The sequence below is a fragment of the Luteolibacter sp. AS25 genome, from assembly GCF_046736275.1.
Taxonomy (GTDB): Bacteria; Verrucomicrobiota; Verrucomicrobiia; order Verrucomicrobiales; family Akkermansiaceae; genus Luteolibacter.
This window is the reverse complement of the sequence record NZ_CP151837.1, coordinates 2097728-2116778: the sequence shown is the minus strand read 5'-3', so window position 1 is coordinate 2116778 and position 19051 is coordinate 2097728. Positions and strand designations below refer to the sequence as shown.

The following is a 19051-nucleotide window of genomic DNA, read 5'->3' as shown; positions in this document are numbered from 1 at the left end:
CTCGCGGTCCATTTTGAATGGAGAAAATAGTGTGGGTGCCCGGGGAAAGAAATTCGCCGCTCCTTTCTATTCCATGAAGCGATCCAGGGAATGGAGGAGCTGCTCGGAGCGTTTGACGGAGTATTTCTCCGCTGGCTCGAGGGAGAGGCGTTTCCCGGCGGAATTCTGGAAATGGAGGATGACGGGGGTAGGCCCGGGGTGGCCGGTGAGGTGGTAGTGAATTTCCTCAAGGTCCTTCTCGCTGTGGCGGTGGGTCCAGAGGAGGAGTTCAAGCGGGCCTTTGTTTGCGTTCACCTTGCGGGTCTTCAATTCGCTCAGTGAGCCTCCGGTGAGTCGGCGGCCGCCGGTGCGGTCATCGATCTGTATACCGATTTTGAGTTTGATGATATTGCCCGGGACGATGATACCGGAATCCCGCGCGGGGATAAAGGATTCGCTCCAGAGCATGACTTCGCAGGAACCTGTGAAGTCTTCTACGGTGAGGATGCCGAACGGTTTGCCCGCTTTCGTCATTCGTGTTTCGAGGGAGCGAACCATGCCGGCGATCGGATAGCGCCCGCGGGGATCGTTCAGCTCGATTTCATCGATGAGACCGATGCGGTAGTATTTCTCCGAGTTTAGGACGTTCCGGTATTTGTCGAGCGGGTGGCCGGTGACGTAGAAACCGAGCAGTTCCTTCTCGTGGTTCAGTCGATCATCCTTCGGCCACTCCTCGATGGCATTGGCTGCGGGGGCGTCCTTGGTGGGAGCGGGCGGGGCGAAGTCCATGGCATCAAACAGCGATGATTGGCCGGCGGCTTTGTCTTTCTGGGCGGAGGAGGCGGAGGCCACGACCTGCTCGAGACGGACAAACATGGTGGCGCGGTTTTCGCCGGTCCAGTCCAGTGCGCCTGCCTTTACCAGATTTTCAAGGATACGCTTGTTAATGACCTTCGAGTCCAAGCGGGAGGAAAAGTCTTCGAGATTTTTGTATTCACCATTGGCGGTGCGCTCGCGGATGGCGGTGGCCATGGCTGCTTCCCCGACGTTCTTGATAGCGGCTAGTCCGTAGCGGATGGCTTTGGCTCCGCCGGTGATTTCCTCCGGGGTGAAGCGGAGGAGGGATTTGTTCAGGTTTGGCGGGAGTATCTCGATTCCCATTCGGTGACACTCGGCGACGAAGACGGTGATCTTATCGGTGTTGTTGATCTCGTTGGAAAGGAGGCCCGCCATGAACTCGACGGGGTGGTTCGCCTTCATGTAGGCGGTCCAGTAGGATATATGGCCGTAGCAGGCGGAGTGGGATTTGTTGAAACCGTAACCGGCAAAGGCGTTGATCTTGTCGAAAATGGTGTTGGCCAGCTTTTCGCCGATGTCGTTGTGCTTCTTTGCGCCTTCAATGAATTTGATGCGCTCTTTTGCCATTTTTTCGACATCCTTCTTACCCATGGCGCGGCGTAGAAGGTCGGCACCGCCGAGTGTATAGCCGGCGAGAACCTTGGCGGCGTTCTGAACCTGCTCCTGGTAGATCATGACGCCGTAGGTGTTTCCGCAGATCTGCTCGAGCAAGGGGTGCTCATACATGGCTTTCTTGCCTTTCTTCACGTCAAGCATCTGATCGATGAACTGCATCGCGCCGGGACGGTAAACGGCGATAAGGTCGATAATATCATCGATACTACGGATTTCGTATTTCTTACAGGTCTCGACCATTCCGCCGGACTCCAGCTGGAAGACTCCCATGGTCTCGCCGCGGTTGAGCATGTCGAAGGTGGGCTGATCGTGGAGGGGGACTTTCTCGATATCGAAATCCGGGATGTGTTTGCGGATGTGGTTCACCGCGTCCTGGATAACGGTAAGGTTTTTCAGACCGAGGAAATCCATTTTCAGGAGGCCTACTTCGGTGATGGCGCCCATGTCGTATTGGGTAACGACCTCGCCCTCGTTTCCGCGGGTGAGGGGGACGTGCTCATCAAGCGGTCGATCACCGATCACGACTCCGGCTGCGTGGACACCCACGTTTCGGTTGATGCCCTCAAGACGGAGTGCGTAAGTCCAGAGTTCCTTGTAGGTGGAGGAGGATTCGATGAGTTCACGCAGCTCTTCCTTTGAGTCCCACTCGCCCTGGAGTTTTACACCGGGTTTTGACTCAATCATTTTCGAGATGCGATCCGCCTCACCATAGGAGATGCCCATGACGCGGGAAACGTCCCGGATAACGGATTTCGCGCCCATGGTGCCGTAGGTGATGATGTGGGAAACGGATTTTTCCCCGTATTTCTCCCGGACGTATTGGATAACTTCCACACGGCGGGATTGGCAGAAGTCGATGTCGACATCGGGAGGGGAAACACGCTCCGGGTTGAGGAATCGTTCGAAAAGCAAACCGAACTGAAGTGGACAGATGTTGGTGATGCCCATCGCGTAAGAGGCGAGGGAACCCGCGGCTGATCCCCGGCCGGGGCCGACCGGGATATCGTGATCCCGCGCCCACTGGATGAAGTCAGCGGTGATAAGGAAGTAGGAGGCGAAGCCGAGAGAGTTGATGGTATCGACCTCGTATTTCAAGCGTTCCTGGACTTCAGCTGATGCGGCTTTCTCCGGACCGTAGCGGTCGAGAACGCCGTCCTGGCAGATTTTCATCAGATAGTCTTCCCGCGGGGAGCCGTCCGGGGTGGGGAATTGCGGGTATTTCTCCGAGGAGGTGGCATCGAGCTTGATCGTGACGTTGCAGCGATCCGCGATGACGAGGGTGTTATCGCAGGCTTCGGGGAGGTCCTTGAAAATCTCGCGCATTTCCTCGGCGGTCTTGAAATAGACTTCGGGCGTGTAGCGCATGCGGTTTTCATCGATGACCATGGATCCGGTGCCGATGCAGATCATCACATCATGCGCTTCGTGGTCGGCGCGGTGGAGAAAGTGGACGTCGTTTGCGGCGACGACCGGAAGGTCCAGTTGTTTGGCTAAATTTATAAGCTCCGGGAGGACTTTTAGTTGTTTCTCGTAGCCATGGTTGTGCAGTTCTACGAAGAGATTGTTTTGTCCATAGATGTCGCGGAGCTCGGTGAGTGCCTCGAGTGCTTTTTCTTGCTCGTCCTTTAGCAGCCATTCGTTGACAGGGCCGGAAATACAGCCGGAGAGGCAGATGATGCCTTTGGAGTGTGCGCGGAGGATTTCACGGTCCACGCGTGGTTTCCCGTTATACATTCCTTCGAGGTGGCCGATGGAGGTGAGCTTGGAGAGGTTTTCCCAGCCTTCATTGGTCTCCGCAAGAAGGGTGAGGTGGGTGGCGTTCTTGCGGTTGAGGACCTTCTTCTTCTCCGAGGCTGAGAAGGGGGCGAGATAGATCTCGCAGCCCAGGATGGGTTTTACTCCGTTTCTTCCACAGGCCTGGATGAAATCGATAGTGCCGTAGAGGTTGCCGTGATCTGTCATGGCGACGGCGGGCATGCCCAGCTCGGCGGCGCGGGCGGCAAGCTCCTTGGTGCGGATCATGCCATCAAGGAGTGAATAAGCGGTGTGGAGATGTAGGTGGACGAAGGAAGCGGACATTGAGCGAGGCGATTCCAGATGGTGGAGAGGAAATTGTCGATGGAAGAAAGCAGCGGAAAGCGGCAATGCGAGAAGAATGCTGTTGATTTTGATGGCGGGGGTGGCTTGCATGTCGACCCGCCTGCGGGCGAAGCCCTTTCATATGTCTGACGAGAATACACTTTCCACTTCCACATCAGCGCCGCTTGGCGAAATTTCCCAGGAACCACCGGCTTTGGAGGTTTTCCTCGATAAGCATCAGATGAAGCTGATCATCCTAGCAGGCGTTCTGGCGGTTGCGGCGATCGCTTACGTGGTGGTTGATGGTGTCAAGCAAGGTGCGGAGGAATCCGCCGGTGCGATGTTGGTGCAGGCGGAGGATGCTTCCGATCTTGAGAAGATCTCCGCAGAGCACGGTGGCACAGCCGCAGCATTCAGCGCGAAGATCCTTTTGGCCGAGAAACAGTGGGAAGACGGTGAGCAGGATGAGGCAATCAAGACGCTGCGTGCGTTCGTTGACAGTAGTTCCGATCATCCGGGCAGAGCCAGCGCGCAATCAAGCCTGGCCGCCAAGCTCTGGGGCCTCGGCAAGACCGATGAAGCCGCAGAACTTTTCGAGGAAATCACCGAAGATGACCAAGCCCGCTTCCTGGCACCATACGCATGGATCTCCCTCGGGGACATTCGTATGGAAAAAGGGGACAAGGCAGGCGCTGAGAAAGCCTACGATGCGGTCGGCCAGGAGTTTTCCGGAACCACCTTCGCGGATCAGGCAGCCAGAAGAAAGCTGATCCTGAACGCCAAGGCGCCGGTAGAGGTTTCAGCACCGATTTCCGTGCCTGACGTGAAGTTCGGCGAAGATGCCGCGGATGACTCCGGAGCAGCTATGAACCCGGAAACCGAAGACCTTCAAAATCTCCTGAATTCAGCCTCTGAGGCCGGTTCGGAACAGCCTGAAGAGCTCGAGGAGGAAAGCTCGGAAACCCCGCCTGCGTCCGAATAATCATCCGGAATCCATTTGACAGGATCATCAATTAAACCTTAATTCCCACCGTGTTCAAGAAAGTCATCGGCCAAGAAGGAAGCGAGTCTCAAAAGTCTTCGCAATCGCACGTAGAAGAGCGTTCAACGCAGTCAGCTGCACCAGCGCCTTCTCATAATCCAAGCCCGAGTCCGCGTCCAGCGAGCCCTCCATCTTCCGCGAGCGCTCCTTCCGGCAATACCCGCAACGTTCTCTCCTCTGATGTGGAAATCAAAGGCACCGTCAAATTCCAGCACGATCTGATCGTTGATGGTAAAATCGAAGGTGAAATCCAATCGGCAGGCAATCTCACCGTTGGTGAAAACGCACGCATCAAAGCTGAAATCAAAACCGGAACCGTCATCGTTTACGGTAAGGTTCACGGTAACATGACTGTAACCGACCGCGTGGAGCTCAAATCCAGCGCGGAAGTAATCGGCGACATCAAAGCGAAGACGATCATCATCGAAGCCGGTGCGATCTTTGTTGGTAAGTCCACAGTTGGCACACCTTCACAAGGTGCGTCTTCTCCTGCACAACCAGCAGCAGCCGCCAAGTAATTCCTTGAGCCCTTTTTTCAGCAGTGAGCCGTTAAGCTATGGCTGTTGAAATACAACGTGGCCACATCAGGCTGACTTGCCCCGAATGCGGGACCAGTCAGCAGGAGCCATCCATGGTGGTTTCCACCGAATGCCGGACTTGCAGGAACCACATGCAGGTGGTTGACGGGAAAGCCGTCAAGCGCAGCAAGCCAGGAACACGGCTTGCCAATGGCGGCACTCTTCCGGTCCTTTCAGCGAAAGCTGCCGCAGCTGAAAAGTCAGCCGCCTCGAAGGTAGCTGGGAAGAGAAGTTTCCTCGGAGGTCTTTTCGACCGAACTCCGGAGAAACGCATCGTGAGTTGCTATCATTGCAACTTTGCGTTCGAGACGGTGAAGGAAGCGCACTCCAGCCAATGCCGGAAATGCGGAGGCTATATCAGCCTGAAATCCTACGAGATCGACCACGCATGGCGGAGAAGGATCCAGACCCGCGGCGATGTAGTGATTCAAAAGGGTGCCTCGATCGTCGGGGTGAACGTGCAGTGCCACCACCTGACAGTTTTAGGGACACTCGCCGCATCGGTGGAGTGTTCCGGTGACCTCCGGATCAGGAGTCACGGGAAAATCCTCGGGAACGTGAAATGCCGTGGGCTCCGCGTCGAGCGGGGAGCGGTGGTGGATTTCCAGGGGGATGTCTTTGCTGAAAGAGCCTACATCGACGGGCAGGTGCACGGGCAGCTCAACTGCACCGGGACCATCACGCTCGAGAAGAAGGCTCACCTGAAGGGCCTGGCCAAGGCCGGCGGCCTGGTGGTGAAGGCCGGGGCGAAACACACCGGACTGATGGAAGTCGTCCGGCCGAAGAGTGCCCAGTAACGGGCACCGGATTCGCGACTACCCGACTACGCTGCAGCGCGTTCTTCCGGCGGGGTGATCTCACCTTCGCTTTGGCCGATGATTACCGCGGCGCAGGAATCGCTGAAGATGTTCACGGCTGTCCTGCTCATGTCCAGAAGCCGGTCCACCGAGAGCAGAGCCACTACGGCCGTTTCCGCATTCGGGATGCCGGAATTTTTAAGAATCAGCAGAATGGCCACGAGACTGGCGGAAGGAATGCCCGCGACTCCGACGCTTGTCAGAAGCGCGGCGACGACGATGAAGAACTGCGACCCGAGCCCGAGCTGGATTCCCATCACCTGCGCTACAAACAGCACCGCCACACATTCATATAGCGCGGTTCCATCCATGTTGACTGTTGCTCCGAGTGGCAGGGTGAAGCTGGAGACGCGTTTGGAAACACCTGCCTTCTCCTGAACCGCGCGCATGGTCACCGGCAAAGTCGCGGAGGAAGATGCGGTGGAGAACGCCAGTAGCAGCGCCGGACGCATGGCCTTGAAATGGGCGAGGGGACTGACTTTTCCGATAAATTTCAGCGCCAGCGGCAAAACCACGAACATGTGTAGCCCGAGGGCAAACAGAACCGTGAAAAAGTATTTTCCCAACTGGGTGAACAGCTCCGCACCGGTCTCGTAAACCACCGGCAGGATCAGCGCATAGACACCGATCGGCGCGATGGACATGATCCATTTGGTGACGGTGATCATCGCCTCGTTCGCTGCTCCGAAGAAATCGCGGATACTGTCGCCGGTCTCGCCGGGAAGCTGGGCGGCTGCGATCGCGAACAGGATACTGAAGACGATCACCCCGAGCATCTGCCCGTTGTTGCTTGCCGCATCGACCACGTTTTCCGGGATCATCGCTTTAAAAATTCCGAGGAAATCCTTGCCCTCGCGCTTGCCCGCTTCCTCCACCTTTCCGCGGTCACTCTCGTTCGCGGAAGCCTCCTGCTGGGCGAAGGCGGCTTTGATTGTTTCGTTTGGCTCGCCGCCACTCATGCCGGGCTGGATCACGTTCACCACCACCAGGCCCAGAGTGATTGCCGCGAAGCTGGAGCACATGTAGAAGCTAACGGTTTTCAAGCCTAGCCGGCCAAATCCCTGCACTCCCTTCATACCGGTGATTCCGGAAACCACTGCCGTCACGATTAGCGGCACGATGATCATTTTCAGCGCCCTCATGAACAGGTCGCCCACGAAGCTGCAGGTGGCCAGAGCGCCGGTTACAAACCTGCCTGCGCTGGAGTCCGCATCCGTGCCATTGAACATTCCGCGCAGGATCAGGGCGGTGATTGTGGCCAAAACCAGGGCGATCAGGATTTGCCAATGGGTTGCGATTCGCTTCATGCCCCCAAGCAAGCGGATTCTGCGGGCTTTGGAAAGGCGCTAGCTTTGAATATTTTCGTGAAAGCTAAACTACCGAGGTATGTGAATAAAATTTTATCCGTCGGGTTATCAGGGAGTTACGCTGCTTTATTGCGGATAAATAAGATCGTTATGAGTGCTTTTGCGAAGAGTTTTTCAAATTTCGAAAGTTATTCTCTGGGAGAAAATTAATGGAATTTTTTTTCACTACTATTTTTGGCCTCGGTTGCACCTTGGTGCTACACCTTTGGCCTGCATTTACTGGATGTGACAATCTGTTCACAATCGGAATACACTACATGTGGTATTGTGAATAATTTGTGGATACTACATCTAACTGGATTGAATTGACTCGGCCCGCTATTTGCTATCAGGCTTCAGACCGTCAAATTCAGAAATTCGGCACCGATCACCGCCCAAAAACATTTCCGAACGCTACTTATCCATGTCCACTACCACTGTAAAACTAGGCGACCGCACCTTCGTTCTCGATAAAGCCAAAGCAGAATTGGCTTTTAACTCCAAGAAAGTCATCAACGGCAAGGAAACCATGTTCTTCAACATTCTCCCGCTGAAATACCAGTGGGCGTATGATCTCTACAAGACGATGAAGAACAACCACTGGGAACCAGAGGATATCTCCATGCAGAAGGATGTGGAGCAGTGGCGTTCCAATGAAATCTCCGACGTAGAGCGCTGGATCATCAAGATGGGCATCGGCTACTTCTCCGCTGCCGAAGGGATCGTCGGCGACAACGTTCTTCACGTCGTCCGCGAGGTCGTCACCGCCCCGGAGCTCAAGCTCATTCTCGGCCGTCACGCACATGAGGAAAACATCCATGCGGACAGCCTTGTCTACATGATCTCCTCGCTCGGCATCAACCCGCACGAGTGCGAGGCCATGTTCGAGGACGTCCCGACCATCACTGCCAAAAACAGTTTCGTCACCTCCAACAGCAGGGCACTCCGCCGCGATATCGATCTGACGATTCTCGAAAACAAGCAGGCGCTTGCGAAAAATATCTTCATGTTCGGCCAGATCATGGAGGGCACCCAGTTCTACGGCCTCTTCGGGATGATCCTTTCCCTCTACCGCCAGAACAAATTCCCGGGCATCGGACAGATGTTCCGCTACACCCTGCGCGATGAGTCGAACCACATCGAGGTCTTCCGCAACCTGCTCATGGACCTCATCGATGAAAATCCGGACATCTGGACAGATGAGTTCCGCGAGGATCTCCGCAACACCATGGCAGAGGGAATCCGCCTGGAGAAAGCCTTCATCCGCGATTGCCTCCCGGTCTCCGGGCTGGGCCTCAATTCCGACGATTTCGAGACCTATATCGATTACATCGCCGACCGCCGCCTCGTTTCCTGCGGCCTGAATCCGCTCAACGAATCCGTCTCCAACCCATTCCCATGGCTCGCCGAGATGATGGACATCAAGAAGGAGCAAAACTTCTTCGAAGGCCGCGTCACCGAGTATCAGAAATCCGCTTCCCTCGCTGCCGTCGACGACGATGAGTTGTAGAACTTCGTTCAGTAAAAAGTGATCAGCAATCAGTGAAAGACCATTTCTTCAGAATCTGATAAGTGCCAGATATCAGTTCGCTAAAACGCCACCTCACGCCCTGAAGAATTTCACAGTCATTGAATTGACCCACACGTTTCCCAAATAGTTTTCCCTCCAGTCCGCCCCACGTCCCCAACACACGCCCGCCATAAGAAAATGTATCGCTCCCTAAACCTCGCCGAAGACAATATCCTCAAGCAGGTCATCTCAGACCGCTTCGCACTCGCCACTGCCGAACGCCAATACAACTGGCGCGAGTCGATCCCTACCGCGGATCGAAAGACTATGCCGGGTATCATTGTCACGCGTGGGGAAAAGGAGCACGAATTCTCCCTTGAAGACGTTGCGGACGCCATCGGCGATTCCCTTACAGACCTCCTCATCTCCCGCTCGGAAGAGGAGTCCACCATTTTCTCGGACGATAACCGCAAGTTTGTCTCCCTCGTAGCACGTGCTGTTGCAGTTTCCCTCACGGAAGCACTGGAGGAGGGCGATCGCCTCCGTCTTTCCGAGGCGGATCTCTACCTGCTTATCGAAAAGGCGCTGCTTGAAAACGAGGCCTACGATGTCGCGAAATCCATGGCCTTCCGCCGCTCTTTGGAGAAAACCGGCCACGTGGAGGCAGGTGCCAGCCCGCACGCACTTCCCGTCCGCCTCATCCGCCGGAATGGCAATGTCGTGCCTTGGTCCGAGACAAAAATCGAGATCGCTGTCCGCAAGGCCTTCCTCACCATCCATGAAAACCCGGAGCCAGCCGTAGACATCGCGAAAGCGATCACCGAGCAGGTCCGCAAGGGCGATCAATCCTTCATCCACATCGAGGATGTGCAGGACATGGTTCAGGAAGAGCTCATGGCCCAGCGCCACTTCAAGGCAGCCGCCCACTACATCCGCTACCGCGATGAGCGCACCCGCCAGCGCGTAGAGGAAGAGGACAACGCCACCGACGATCTCTCGCAGGATTCCATGATCGTCGTCACCACAGACGACGGCGGCTCATCCTTCTGGGATGGTATGGAGCTGAAGAAGCGCATCGCCTTCGCCTCCATCGGACTTGATCTGAACCTTGGCGATGACGAGATCGAGCGCGAACTCCGCCGCTCCATCGGCTCCGAGATCTCTGCAAAGGATCTCAAAGCCACGATCATTCTCAACTCCAAGACACTCATCGAGAAAGACGCGGACTTCGCCAAGTTCGCCGCTCGTATTCTCCTCTCCTACATCTACGAGGAAGTTCTAGAGTGGAACATCCTCACCGATGGCGTGGAGGGCCTGAAGGAAGCCCACAAGATCGGCTTCAAGAAATACCTTAAGCACGGCGTTTCCATCAAACGCCTCAACCCGGAGCTGCTCAAGAAATACAACACCACCCAGCTCGCCGAAGCCTTCGATCCAACTGCCGACCTCGATTTCGACTACCTCGGCATTCAGACACTCTACGATCGCTACCTCATCGTCGATAAAACCGGCCAGAAGCACCGTCGGATCGAGACTCCACAGTTCTTCTGGATGCGTGTCTCCATGGGCCTCTTCAAAAATGAGAAAACCAAGCGCGAGGACTGGGCCATCCGCCTTTACAATCTCTACAAAGGCCGCCGCTTCTGCTCCTCCACACCTACACTCTTCAACTCCGGCACCCTCCACTCACAGCTTTCCTCCTGCTACCTCTACAAGGTGGACGATTCCATCGAGTCCATCATGCAGCGCGGTATCGCGGAGAACGCCTACCTCTCCAAGTGGGCAGGCGGCCTAGGCGGCTCATGGACATCCGTCCGCGGCACCGGCGGCTACATCCAGGGCACCAATGGCGAGTCCCAGGGCATCATCCCGTTCCTGAAACTCCACAACGACCAACTCCTGGCCGTGAACCAGGGCGGCAAGCGCAAGGGCTCCGGCTGTGCTTACCTCGAGTCCTGGCACAATGATATCGAGGACTTCCTCGAGCTCCGCAAAAACACCGGTGACGACCGCCGCCGCTGCCACGACATGAACACCGCGAACTGGATTCCCGATCTCTTCATGAAACGCATGGAAGCACGGGAAAACTGGACACTCTTCCGCGCGAACCAAACGCCCGATCTTCACGATCTCTACGGAAAAGCCTTCGAAGAACGCTACACCCAATACGAAACAGACGCTGCCGAAGGGAAAATCTGGTCCCGCACCATCCCGGCCATCGAGCTGTGGAAGAGCATGTTGAAAATGATCTTCGAAACCGGCCACCCATGGATTACCTTCAAGGATCCTTGCAACGTCCGCTCCCCGCAGGACCATTGCGGCGTCATCCACTCCAGCAACCTTTGCACGGAGATCACGCTGAACACCTCCGAGGAGGAAACTGCGGTTTGTAACCTTGGATCTGTGGTCCTCGATTCACACATCACCCCGGATGGCACCCTCGATCACGAGATGCTCAAGGAGACCATCACCGTCGCCATCCGCGCGCTGGACAACGTCATCGATATCAACTTCTACCCTACGGAAGCCGCGAAAACCGCGAATTCCCGCCACCGCCCGATCGGTCTCGGCGTCATGGGTCTGCAGAACGCTCTCTACAAGCGCGACCTCGCATTCGCATCGGATGCCGCCGTCGAGTTCAATGATGAGATGATGGAAGCCATCGCCTATTACGCCTACAGCGCCTCCAGCGATCTCGCCTCGGAAGTCGGCACCTACTCCTCCTATGAGGGCTCCAAGTGGAGCAGGGGACTTCTCCCGCAGGATACCGTGGATCTCCTCGAGACCGAGCGTGAGCGCAAGATCGATGTCCCGCGCGGCGGGAAAATGGATTGGTCCGTCGTCCGTGAGAAAATCGCCAAGCACGGCATGCGGAACTCCAACGTCCTCGCCATCGCGCCGACCGCCACCATCTCGAACATCATGGGCACCACCCCGTGTATCGAGCCGAACTACAAGAACCTCTACGTGAAATCCAATCTCTCCGGAGATTTCACCATCCTCAATACCGAACTCGTCCGCGATCTCAAGAAGGCCAATCTCTGGTGCCCGGAGATGGTTGATCAGTTGAAATACTTCGATGGAGAGCTCGATAACATCGGCGATATCCCGGAAGCCATCAAGGAGAAGCACAAGACCGTCTTCGGTATCGATTACCAATACATCATCGATGCCGCCGCCCGCCGCCAGAAATGGATCGACCAATCACAATCGGTCAATCTCTTCCTCGCCACCCCGGATCTCAAGACACTCAGCCACATGTATCGCCGTGCGTGGGACAAAGGCCTCAAAACAACCTACTACCTCCGCACCCTCCAGGCTTCCAACGTTGAGAAATCCACCGTCGAAATGAAGAAGGAGCAACGCGGCGTCATGGCCACCCAAACCGCCGCCACCGCCGCCGCGAAAAAGGAATACACCGAAGCCCAGAAAAACGCCTGCTCCATCGATGCGATGTTAAATGGAGGAGAGTGCGAGGCTTGCCAGTGAAAACATGAAGCACGTATGCATGCTTTTGAATGTTGTTAGTTGAATGAAAATAATTTTTATTTAACTGCAAAGAGGATAAATACAGTGTGGACTCTAGTTCAGCGTAACAACTACAAAGAATTCTGGTAATGAATATATTGTGCAGCCTTTAGAGATTTATGGGTCGATTCCTCCAAGCAGCGTTTCAGGTCTTGAAATCAACCAAGGTTCCACTCGGTCCCGTTGAATTGGCAGATAAGGCTTTGAAAATGGGTATATTGTGGACGGAGGGTAAAACACCGTCCCAGACGATGAAGTCTAAGATCTCCACTGATATCCTTTCTAAGGGTAAAGAGTCTGCATTTATGCGCGTTGAAAAGGGTAAATTCTCTCTAAGAGACAGAGGTGAGGAAACGGAGGAATACTTCGCAAAACGTTATAAGAAGAAGCCTTTAAAAGAAGATATCCTAGCAATTTCCCGGAAGAAATTCAGACAGGTTGTAACAAAGCGCGGAGTTATTGCTGACCCTCGTGCACTCAGACATATTTTGATAAACTCTGCATCGGTAGACCGGATGTCCGCCGAAAAAGACCGTAAGTTGGTTCAATTAGTAAGTTTTTTTCTAGTAAGAAGAGGTGATCGAATTCTTACCCACAAAAGGACGGCAAGACTACCAGAGAAAAGTCTAAATGGTGTTTATTCATTGGGCTTTGGAGGTCACATGAATCTAGAAGACATAGATCCAATTTTTGCATTTAGTTCTCCGATAGAAGCAATTGCACCCGCGGTAAGAGAATTGAATGAGGAGCTTCATCTTCCTCCCTACGAATCTCCCCAGTTCGTAGGTTTAATTTTCGACGACTCAAATCCGACAAGCAGGTTGCATGTGGGTTTGGTTTTTGAGGTAGCGCTCCCTTCAGGAGGATTCGAGATAGGTGAACGTGGAAACTTTAGTGACGTAAAGCTTGAAACCCTCGCATCGATTCGTAACAGACTTGGCGACTTCGAAAGCTGGTCACGTATGTTGTCCAAAATGAATTTGGACTGATCAAAACAAAACATGTTTATTCAAATATTAGCAGACCAAACGGAAAATGGTGGATCTTTTACGAGGAATGCGATCTTTTGGGCTATAGTTGCCAATTTTTTGACGCAGATTCTCATGTACTGCGGTGGCCGCTTTGTGAGAAAATGGATAGCCTCTTCGACTCCTACAGTAGGCCGCATATGGATTTGGAGTAAACCAGTGATTTTCACGATTATCTTTGTAGTGACAACTTGTTTATCCTTTGCAAGCGGAGGGAAGTGGCAAACTTTTTGGATTGCCTTTACTGTCGGATCAGCGATCTCGTCCTTTTGGTTCTTATACTACCCTACCATTCGACTAGCCAATGCAGGGATTGTCGGAATTGACTCGCATATTTCAAAAGGTATTGATTACAAGAAGTCTCTTAATTTATGCAAAAATGATCTCTTCTTTTTGGGTGTAGGAGCAGCAAAACTGAACGAAAACCCAAAAGAGCTGGAAGCCGCGATTAGAAGGTCGGCTAACCCTGCGAATCCTGTCAAATTCTTACTGTGTAGTCCCACTAGTCCACAGTTGGCAGCATTTGCCTCGCGCGCAGGAGTTGATAAAGACACATATTCCCGGGCAGTCGAAGCCTCTATTAAATCGCTTAAAAATCTGCGAGATGAAAAAAATTTAAATATTGAAATAAGGCTATATAATGCATCATCAGAATATCTGATGCCAAAATTTAGGCTAATGTTTATAAATGGAGATGTATGCCTAATGAGTTACACGATTTTTGGGGAGGGATTGGAAAGGAACCTTCCTCAATATTGGATTCGTCAATGGCAGGGTAAAGGTGATAAGACTACTCTGTATTACGCATTAAACATGTATTTTGAACAACTATGGATGAGCTCGAAAATAATGAAGTAGCGAGAGTAGATGAAGCTATCGTGTGTGGCCGCTTCCAGCCATTTCACAATGAACACTTACATTATCTTCTCGCCGCGCTTTGTAGGTCTAAATTTTTGTGGATTGGTATAACCAAGCCTTGGCGAAAAACGGTAGGGAATTCAAGTTCACACCGTGAACAAGATTCAGCGAATCCATACAGCTTTATCGTTCGGGTTAGAATGGTAAGGCAGGCGCTTTTAGAATGCGGTGTGGATCCAACAAAGTTTCAAATTATACCTTTTGATTTTGAGAGTGTTTTGGATTTTGATCAATACAACCCGACCTGTAAATTAGTATTTGTAACGATTACTGATAATTGGAGCCAATCTAAAATAGAGCAACTGGAAGCACTGGGTAAGAAAGTATGCTCGCTCTACGAGAATCGGGATCCGGAAATTACGGCCACTAAAATACGCAAATCAATTTCTGATGGCACTGACTTGTGGAGAACTAGTCTGCCACCATCCGTTGAATCTATAATCGACGAAGAACTTGCAAATGCTAGAACCTAAGCCTTTTCTTCGATGGGTGGGGGGGAAAGGGTGGATTGCTCCGCTTATTAAAAGAATCAGTGAAGTCAGCGAACACAGTATCTACATAGAACCCTTTTTAGGTAGTGGAGCAATTTTCTTCAGCCTGAGACCCTCACGGGCAATACTCTGCGACGTGAATAAGGAGTTAATCTCAGCTTTTGAGGTAGTAGTGGAAAATCCTGAAATAGTTTTCACCCGCCTGAGCAGGATGCCAATAAGCGCCACTGATTACTACTTAGTCAGAGAATCCAAGCCTCGGTCGAAAATGGGTATCGCTCTGAGGTTTTTGTATTTGAATAGATTGGCATATGGTGGAATATATAGGGTTAATAAAGATGGTATGTTTAACGTTCCGTATGGTAAAAAGTTTTCATTCGGTGATGTCATAAGTCGGTCGAATCTTTGCTCCTCTCGGGATATTCTACGTGCTGCTATAATTCGAAGTCAGGATTTTCGGGCCACTCTTTCAAAAGTGCCTCGCTCTTCTCTAATTTATGTTGATCCTGTTTACACGAGTGGCAAGTCTGAGCGGTTTGATCGCTACACTAAAGAAAGTTTCTCAATGTCTGATCATCAAGACTTAGCCAATTTAGTAACTGCCGCTGTTCTAGAGAAAAACGCGACAGCTATCGTCAGTCTTCCATACGATATCAATTTTTCTACTTTATATATTGGAGGGCTCTGGGTTGGTCTTCAGCGGGGAAACAAATTTGGAATCAGAAAAGAGAAGAATATGCCTTATATGGAGTTAATTTGGATTGGTTCTGCATTTGAGAGTAATTCTGATCTGCTACGTATTATAAGAAGTTTTAAATCTAAAGCGGATTTAAAAATATTAGGGTTTACGAGTAAAATGCTCTCTGAGAGGACTTTGCAAAGTTGGAGAAGTAGAGCTAATACTTTATGAAAATAGATATTCGGGAGTTAAGTACCGGTGGAGGCTGTGGTTGTAAATTCCCCCTGTCCTCATTGGAGCTCATGTTCAAGGGGCTGTCATCTGACGTTATGGGGAGCAGAGAGGATGTAGGCACTATGGATATATCCTCGACGAATACCAAGATAGTTAGCTCGATAGATTTTATTCAACCTATCTTAGGTGATGAAGAATTATACGGTAGAGTAGCTGCTTTGCATGCGATGAATGATCTTTTCGCATCTGGCGTGAAACCCAAAGGTGCGCTCATAGTTCTTTGCTGGCCGCGGGAGTTGATAGGTCTAAACGGTGCAAAAAGAGTAATGAGAGGGATAGAAAAGACTTGCGCTGAAGAGGGAGTAACCATTCTAGGGGGGCACTCAATTGATGCACAAAATCCTATCGTAGGTTTGGCCGTGTTCGGAGAATCCCGAAAGACGATAATCGAGTGTAATAGTGTAAAAGTTGGCGACAAACTTTTTCTATCAAAACGACTCGGTGTCGGGATTGGATGTAATGCAGAACTGAAGAATCTTCTAGACTGCACTGAGGTTGAGGAACTCCGATCCGTAATCTCAACGTCCAACCGTATCGGTGTGGAGCTAGGCAAGATCGATGGCGTCACAGCGATGACTGACGTTACGGGCTATGGTTTGCGTGCAGAATTAGACAAAATGACTAGCTCTGCAGGACTTAGGTGGAGAATCCGTTGGGAATCTATTGGCAGCCTAAACTCCGTTTGCAGAATGACTTTAGAAGAGTTACTTGATTTGGAGACTAAGTTAGGTAAACAGAACCGCAAAGATACTCTTCAACGGGAAACTCCTCCAAGGTATTCCTCTATTCTGGCGGGAGATCCTCAGACTAATGGACCTTTATTGTTTTCAGTCGATAAAAATTCAATCGATGAGGTCTCGGAATTGTTTGCCAACGAAGGCACCGACCTCTGGGCGATAGGTGAAGTCGAATAAATTTGTTCATTAGGTGGCTAAATTTAATAGGTCACGGCTGAATAAAAGGGGTCAGGTGCTGCATTTTAACATTTTCGGAAATTCCGGAATTCGTATTCTTTGATGATGCCGCGTGCACTTCGTCATCAATACCCTAAAAGGGGTCAGGTGCTGCATTTTAACATTTACGGAAATTCCGGAATTCGTATTCTTTGATGATGCCGCGTGCACTTCGTCATCAATACCCTGGGGCAGTTTACCACATCATGGCTCGGGGTGATGGGGGTAAGACTATTTTTGAGACCGACGACGACAGAAAATTGTTTCTTTATCGGCTGGGGAAGGTTTGCGAAAGCCACGGGTGGAAGGTTCATGCTTGGGTGTTGATGGGCAATCACTTCCATTTGTTGCTGGAGACTCCTGAGCCAAATCTGGTGGGTGGGATGAAGGGACTGTTAGGTCCTTACAGTCAGGCGTGGAATCGGCAGCGGATGCGCAGAGGTCATGTTTTCCAAGGCCGTTACAAATCGGTTCCGGTAAGTGCTGTGGTTGACAGTCCGTATTATTTTCGGATTCTGGCAGATTACATTCATCTCAATCCGTCGCGAGCTGGTCTAGCCGGGGGAAAGCATGGGAAGCTGCTGAGCTACAGATGGAGCAGCTTGCCGGACTATCATCGGGGGGGTGGTCCGGATTGGTTGGTGAGGAATAGGTTGCTGGAAGCGTTCCAACTGGCAAAGGACGGCCGAGGAAGAAAGGCATATGTGGAATGGCTGGAGAAACGAGCCGAAGAAGACGGCGAGGGGATTCCAGATGAGGCGATGAAAGCGCTGCGACGGGGTTGGTATTTGGGTGAGCCGAGTTTCGTGGATAAGCTGACGCAACTGGTGAAACCGGAGAAAAAGAAGATCGGTATGGATCCTGTAGGCAGGATGCATGATGAGCTGGAAGCTGAGCGTATCCTCATGGAGGCTTCAGGTTTCCTCGGCCTGCCCGCGAGGGTGTCCGAGCTTGCGGGTCTTAGGAAGGGCGATGCCCGAAAGGTTCTAATCGCCAGTTTCCTGAAGCAGCGGACATCGGTGAGCAATACTTGGTTGAGCAAGAACCTGGCAATGGGACATACCGCTTCGATCAGTCGACTGGTGGGGGATTTTTCGAGAAGCAAGGCAGGCGCCAAGAAGATACGAGAGCTTGAGAAAATGTTAAAATGCAGCACCTGACCCCTTTGCTCTGATCTCGGGCAGTTCCTTCCACTGATTTGATTGAGGTCAGGTGTGAATGGCACGAGTTTAAGCACTTCGCGGGAGTAGCGGGAGCGGTGAAACACCTGATCCTGATAGGACCCTATCAACATATCGGAGGTGAATTTTTTTAATCTTGGATCTTGATCAGTATTTTCAAATTCATATATTAATCGGATGAGTATAAGGTTGAAGCAGTTCGGGATTATATCTGTTTTCTTTCTTTCCCTGATGGACTCATACGCGGGTATGAAGATTCAGAGATCCGTTCGCACGATTCAGGAACTTGATGAAGCTCGCTCGGAAGCGCGCGAAAAGGGCAAGGCTCTAGTTTTCGTCTATACAGATACGAAAACCACCTGCGGACTTTGCATAGCTGCGACAGAAAAGGCCTTCGACGAATTGGATCGTTATGCTGTTCCGGTACTTTTGGACATGCAGGACAAAGCGTTTTACGAGGAGATTTCGCCTGTGATCGGTGGAGCACTCCATGCACCAGAAATGGGGAACTTCATTCCAAAAGCAGTGGTGACTTCTGATGATATGGGAACGCTTTTGGGCAGTATTAATTACGAGTCCATGTCGTCGGGGCGCAACTTTTCTGCGCTGAACAAAGAGGTTAAGTCGACTTTGACCACTATGGAGGAAGGAGGGGTTGTGGAGGCGAAATCGGTTGTGCCCGTCTGGTATTGCACCAAGACCGAAGGACACCACTTTTCAGGGGAATTCATAGGGATAGGGGAAAAGAAAGGCGGCAAACAACTCGTGATAGCTTCAGAAAATGGCAAGAGCTCGAGAATTGCCCTCAGCCGCCTGACACCCGGCGCTGTAGAATACGCCGAATCGTTGAAGGAAGCCTCAGACAGTAAGAACACTGAGGATGCTAACACTTCGATAGGCGCTGAAGTGATTCATTCCTGGGAGAGTCAGAAGGGTGGAAAGACGATCAAGGGTAAGTTCATTTCGCTAGAAGAGGGGAAGCTCACGATCGAAAAGGAGGAAAGTGACAGGATTACCTTTGATATTTCACTGCTATCCGACGAGAGCCGTGCCACTGCCGAGAAATTGGCGGCAGGGGAGTGACCCCAAAATACGGGTAAACCCGCCCAGCTTCC

The 19051-nt window shown here is 52.1% G+C and carries 14 protein-coding genes; 12 read left to right on the top strand and 2 right to left on the bottom strand.

Annotated features, from left to right (window positions below; all coding sequences use genetic code 11):
- Positions 1–66: 66 nt before the first annotated feature.
- Positions 67–3642, bottom strand: coding sequence for a DNA polymerase III subunit alpha (dnaE, locus tag AAGA79_RS09870; protein ID WP_411825630.1), 3576 nt, complete (start codon positions 3640–3642; stop codon positions 67–69).
- A gap of 31 nt (positions 3643–3673) precedes the next feature.
- Between dnaE and AAGA79_RS09865 the strand changes: the two genes are divergently transcribed.
- The 3 genes from AAGA79_RS09865 to AAGA79_RS09855 are packed head-to-tail and all read left to right on the top strand — an operon-like array spanning position 3674 to position 5948.
- Entirely contained in the window at positions 3674–4513 is an 840-nt protein-coding gene (locus AAGA79_RS09865; protein WP_411825629.1) for a tetratricopeptide repeat protein, read from the top strand.
- A 50-nt stretch (positions 4514–4563) separates the two neighbouring features.
- Complete coding sequence (locus AAGA79_RS09860; RefSeq protein ID WP_411825628.1) at positions 4564–5091, top strand: bactofilin family protein; 528 nt, start codon at positions 4564–4566, stop codon at positions 5089–5091.
- A 38-nt stretch (positions 5092–5129) separates the two neighbouring features.
- Complete coding sequence (locus AAGA79_RS09855; RefSeq protein WP_411825627.1) at positions 5130–5948, top strand: bactofilin family protein; 819 nt, start codon at positions 5130–5132, stop codon at positions 5946–5948.
- A gap of 26 nt (positions 5949–5974) precedes the next feature.
- Here AAGA79_RS09855 and AAGA79_RS09850 read toward each other — a convergent pair whose 3' ends face one another.
- Positions 5975–7315 (bottom strand): dicarboxylate/amino acid:cation symporter, encoded by a 1341-nt coding sequence (locus tag AAGA79_RS09850; RefSeq protein WP_411825626.1) that lies wholly within the window; start codon positions 7313–7315, stop codon positions 5975–5977.
- A gap of 463 nt (positions 7316–7778) precedes the next feature.
- Here AAGA79_RS09850 and AAGA79_RS09845 point away from each other — a divergent pair, with 463 nt between their 5' ends.
- From AAGA79_RS09845 to AAGA79_RS09805, 9 genes are all read left to right on the top strand, one after another.
- Positions 7779–8864, top strand: coding sequence for a ribonucleotide-diphosphate reductase subunit beta (locus AAGA79_RS09845; protein ID WP_411825625.1), 1086 nt, complete (start codon positions 7779–7781; stop codon positions 8862–8864).
- A 198-nt stretch (positions 8865–9062) separates the two neighbouring features.
- The gene (locus tag AAGA79_RS09840; protein WP_411825624.1) at positions 9063–12353 is read left to right on the top strand and encodes a ribonucleoside-diphosphate reductase subunit alpha; all 3291 of its coding nucleotides are present in this window, start codon (positions 9063–9065) and stop codon (positions 12351–12353) included.
- Positions 12354–12511: 158 nt separating this feature from the next.
- Positions 12512–13381, top strand: a complete 870-nt coding sequence (locus AAGA79_RS09835; protein WP_411825623.1) for an HTH domain-containing protein — start codon at positions 12512–12514, stop codon at positions 13379–13381.
- Between the two features lie 12 nt (positions 13382–13393).
- Positions 13394–14278 (top strand): hypothetical protein, encoded by an 885-nt coding sequence (locus AAGA79_RS09830; RefSeq protein ID WP_411825622.1) that lies wholly within the window; start codon positions 13394–13396, stop codon positions 14276–14278.
- Positions 14251–14811, top strand: a complete 561-nt coding sequence (locus tag AAGA79_RS09825; protein WP_411825621.1) for a hypothetical protein — start codon at positions 14251–14253, stop codon at positions 14809–14811. Before AAGA79_RS09830 ends, AAGA79_RS09825 begins: the two co-directional genes overlap by 28 nt.
- Positions 14798–15739, top strand: a complete 942-nt coding sequence (locus tag AAGA79_RS09820; RefSeq protein WP_411825620.1) for a DNA adenine methylase — start codon at positions 14798–14800, stop codon at positions 15737–15739. Before AAGA79_RS09825 ends, AAGA79_RS09820 begins: the two co-directional genes overlap by 14 nt.
- Positions 15736–16716, top strand: a complete 981-nt coding sequence (gene selD / locus AAGA79_RS09815) for a selenide, water dikinase SelD (protein WP_411825619.1) — start codon at positions 15736–15738, stop codon at positions 16714–16716. Before AAGA79_RS09820 ends, selD begins: the two co-directional genes overlap by 4 nt.
- 194 nt (positions 16717–16910) lie before the next feature.
- A complete protein-coding gene (locus tag AAGA79_RS09810) occupies positions 16911–17915 on the top strand; it encodes a transposase (protein ID WP_411825618.1) in 1005 nt (334 codons plus the stop codon).
- 198 nt (positions 17916–18113) lie between these two features.
- Positions 18114–19019 (top strand): hypothetical protein, encoded by a 906-nt coding sequence (locus AAGA79_RS09805; protein WP_411825617.1) that lies wholly within the window; start codon positions 18114–18116, stop codon positions 19017–19019.
- The last annotated feature ends 32 nt before the right edge of the window (positions 19020–19051 follow it).

What these genes read in the sequence shown, in the direction of transcription:
- dnaE (WP_411825630.1), bottom strand. Translation starts at nt 3,642, where the DNA reads ATGCAAGCCACCCCCGCCATCAAAATCAACAGCATTCTTCTCGCATTG.
- AAGA79_RS09865 (WP_411825629.1), top strand. Translation starts at nt 3,674, where the DNA reads ATGTCTGACGAGAATACACTTTCCACTTCCACATCAGCGCCGCTTGGC.
- AAGA79_RS09855 (WP_411825627.1), top strand. Translation starts at nt 5,130, where the DNA reads ATGGCTGTTGAAATACAACGTGGCCACATCAGGCTGACTTGCCCCGAA.
- AAGA79_RS09850 (WP_411825626.1), bottom strand. Translation starts at nt 7,315, where the DNA reads ATGAAGCGAATCGCAACCCATTGGCAAATCCTGATCGCCCTGGTTTTG.
- AAGA79_RS09845 (WP_411825625.1), top strand. Translation starts at nt 7,779, where the DNA reads ATGTCCACTACCACTGTAAAACTAGGCGACCGCACCTTCGTTCTCGAT.
- AAGA79_RS09840 (WP_411825624.1), top strand. Translation starts at nt 9,063, where the DNA reads ATGTATCGCTCCCTAAACCTCGCCGAAGACAATATCCTCAAGCAGGTC.
- AAGA79_RS09835 (WP_411825623.1), top strand. Translation starts at nt 12,512, where the DNA reads ATGGGTCGATTCCTCCAAGCAGCGTTTCAGGTCTTGAAATCAACCAAG.
- AAGA79_RS09830 (WP_411825622.1), top strand. Translation starts at nt 13,394, where the DNA reads ATGTTTATTCAAATATTAGCAGACCAAACGGAAAATGGTGGATCTTTT.
- AAGA79_RS09825 (WP_411825621.1), top strand. Translation starts at nt 14,251, where the DNA reads ATGGATGAGCTCGAAAATAATGAAGTAGCGAGAGTAGATGAAGCTATC.
- AAGA79_RS09820 (WP_411825620.1), top strand. Translation starts at nt 14,798, where the DNA reads ATGCTAGAACCTAAGCCTTTTCTTCGATGGGTGGGGGGGAAAGGGTGG.
- selD (WP_411825619.1), top strand. Translation starts at nt 15,736, where the DNA reads ATGAAAATAGATATTCGGGAGTTAAGTACCGGTGGAGGCTGTGGTTGT.
- AAGA79_RS09810 (WP_411825618.1), top strand. Translation starts at nt 16,911, where the DNA reads ATGATGCCGCGTGCACTTCGTCATCAATACCCTGGGGCAGTTTACCAC.
- AAGA79_RS09805 (WP_411825617.1), top strand. Translation starts at nt 18,114, where the DNA reads ATGAGTATAAGGTTGAAGCAGTTCGGGATTATATCTGTTTTCTTTCTT.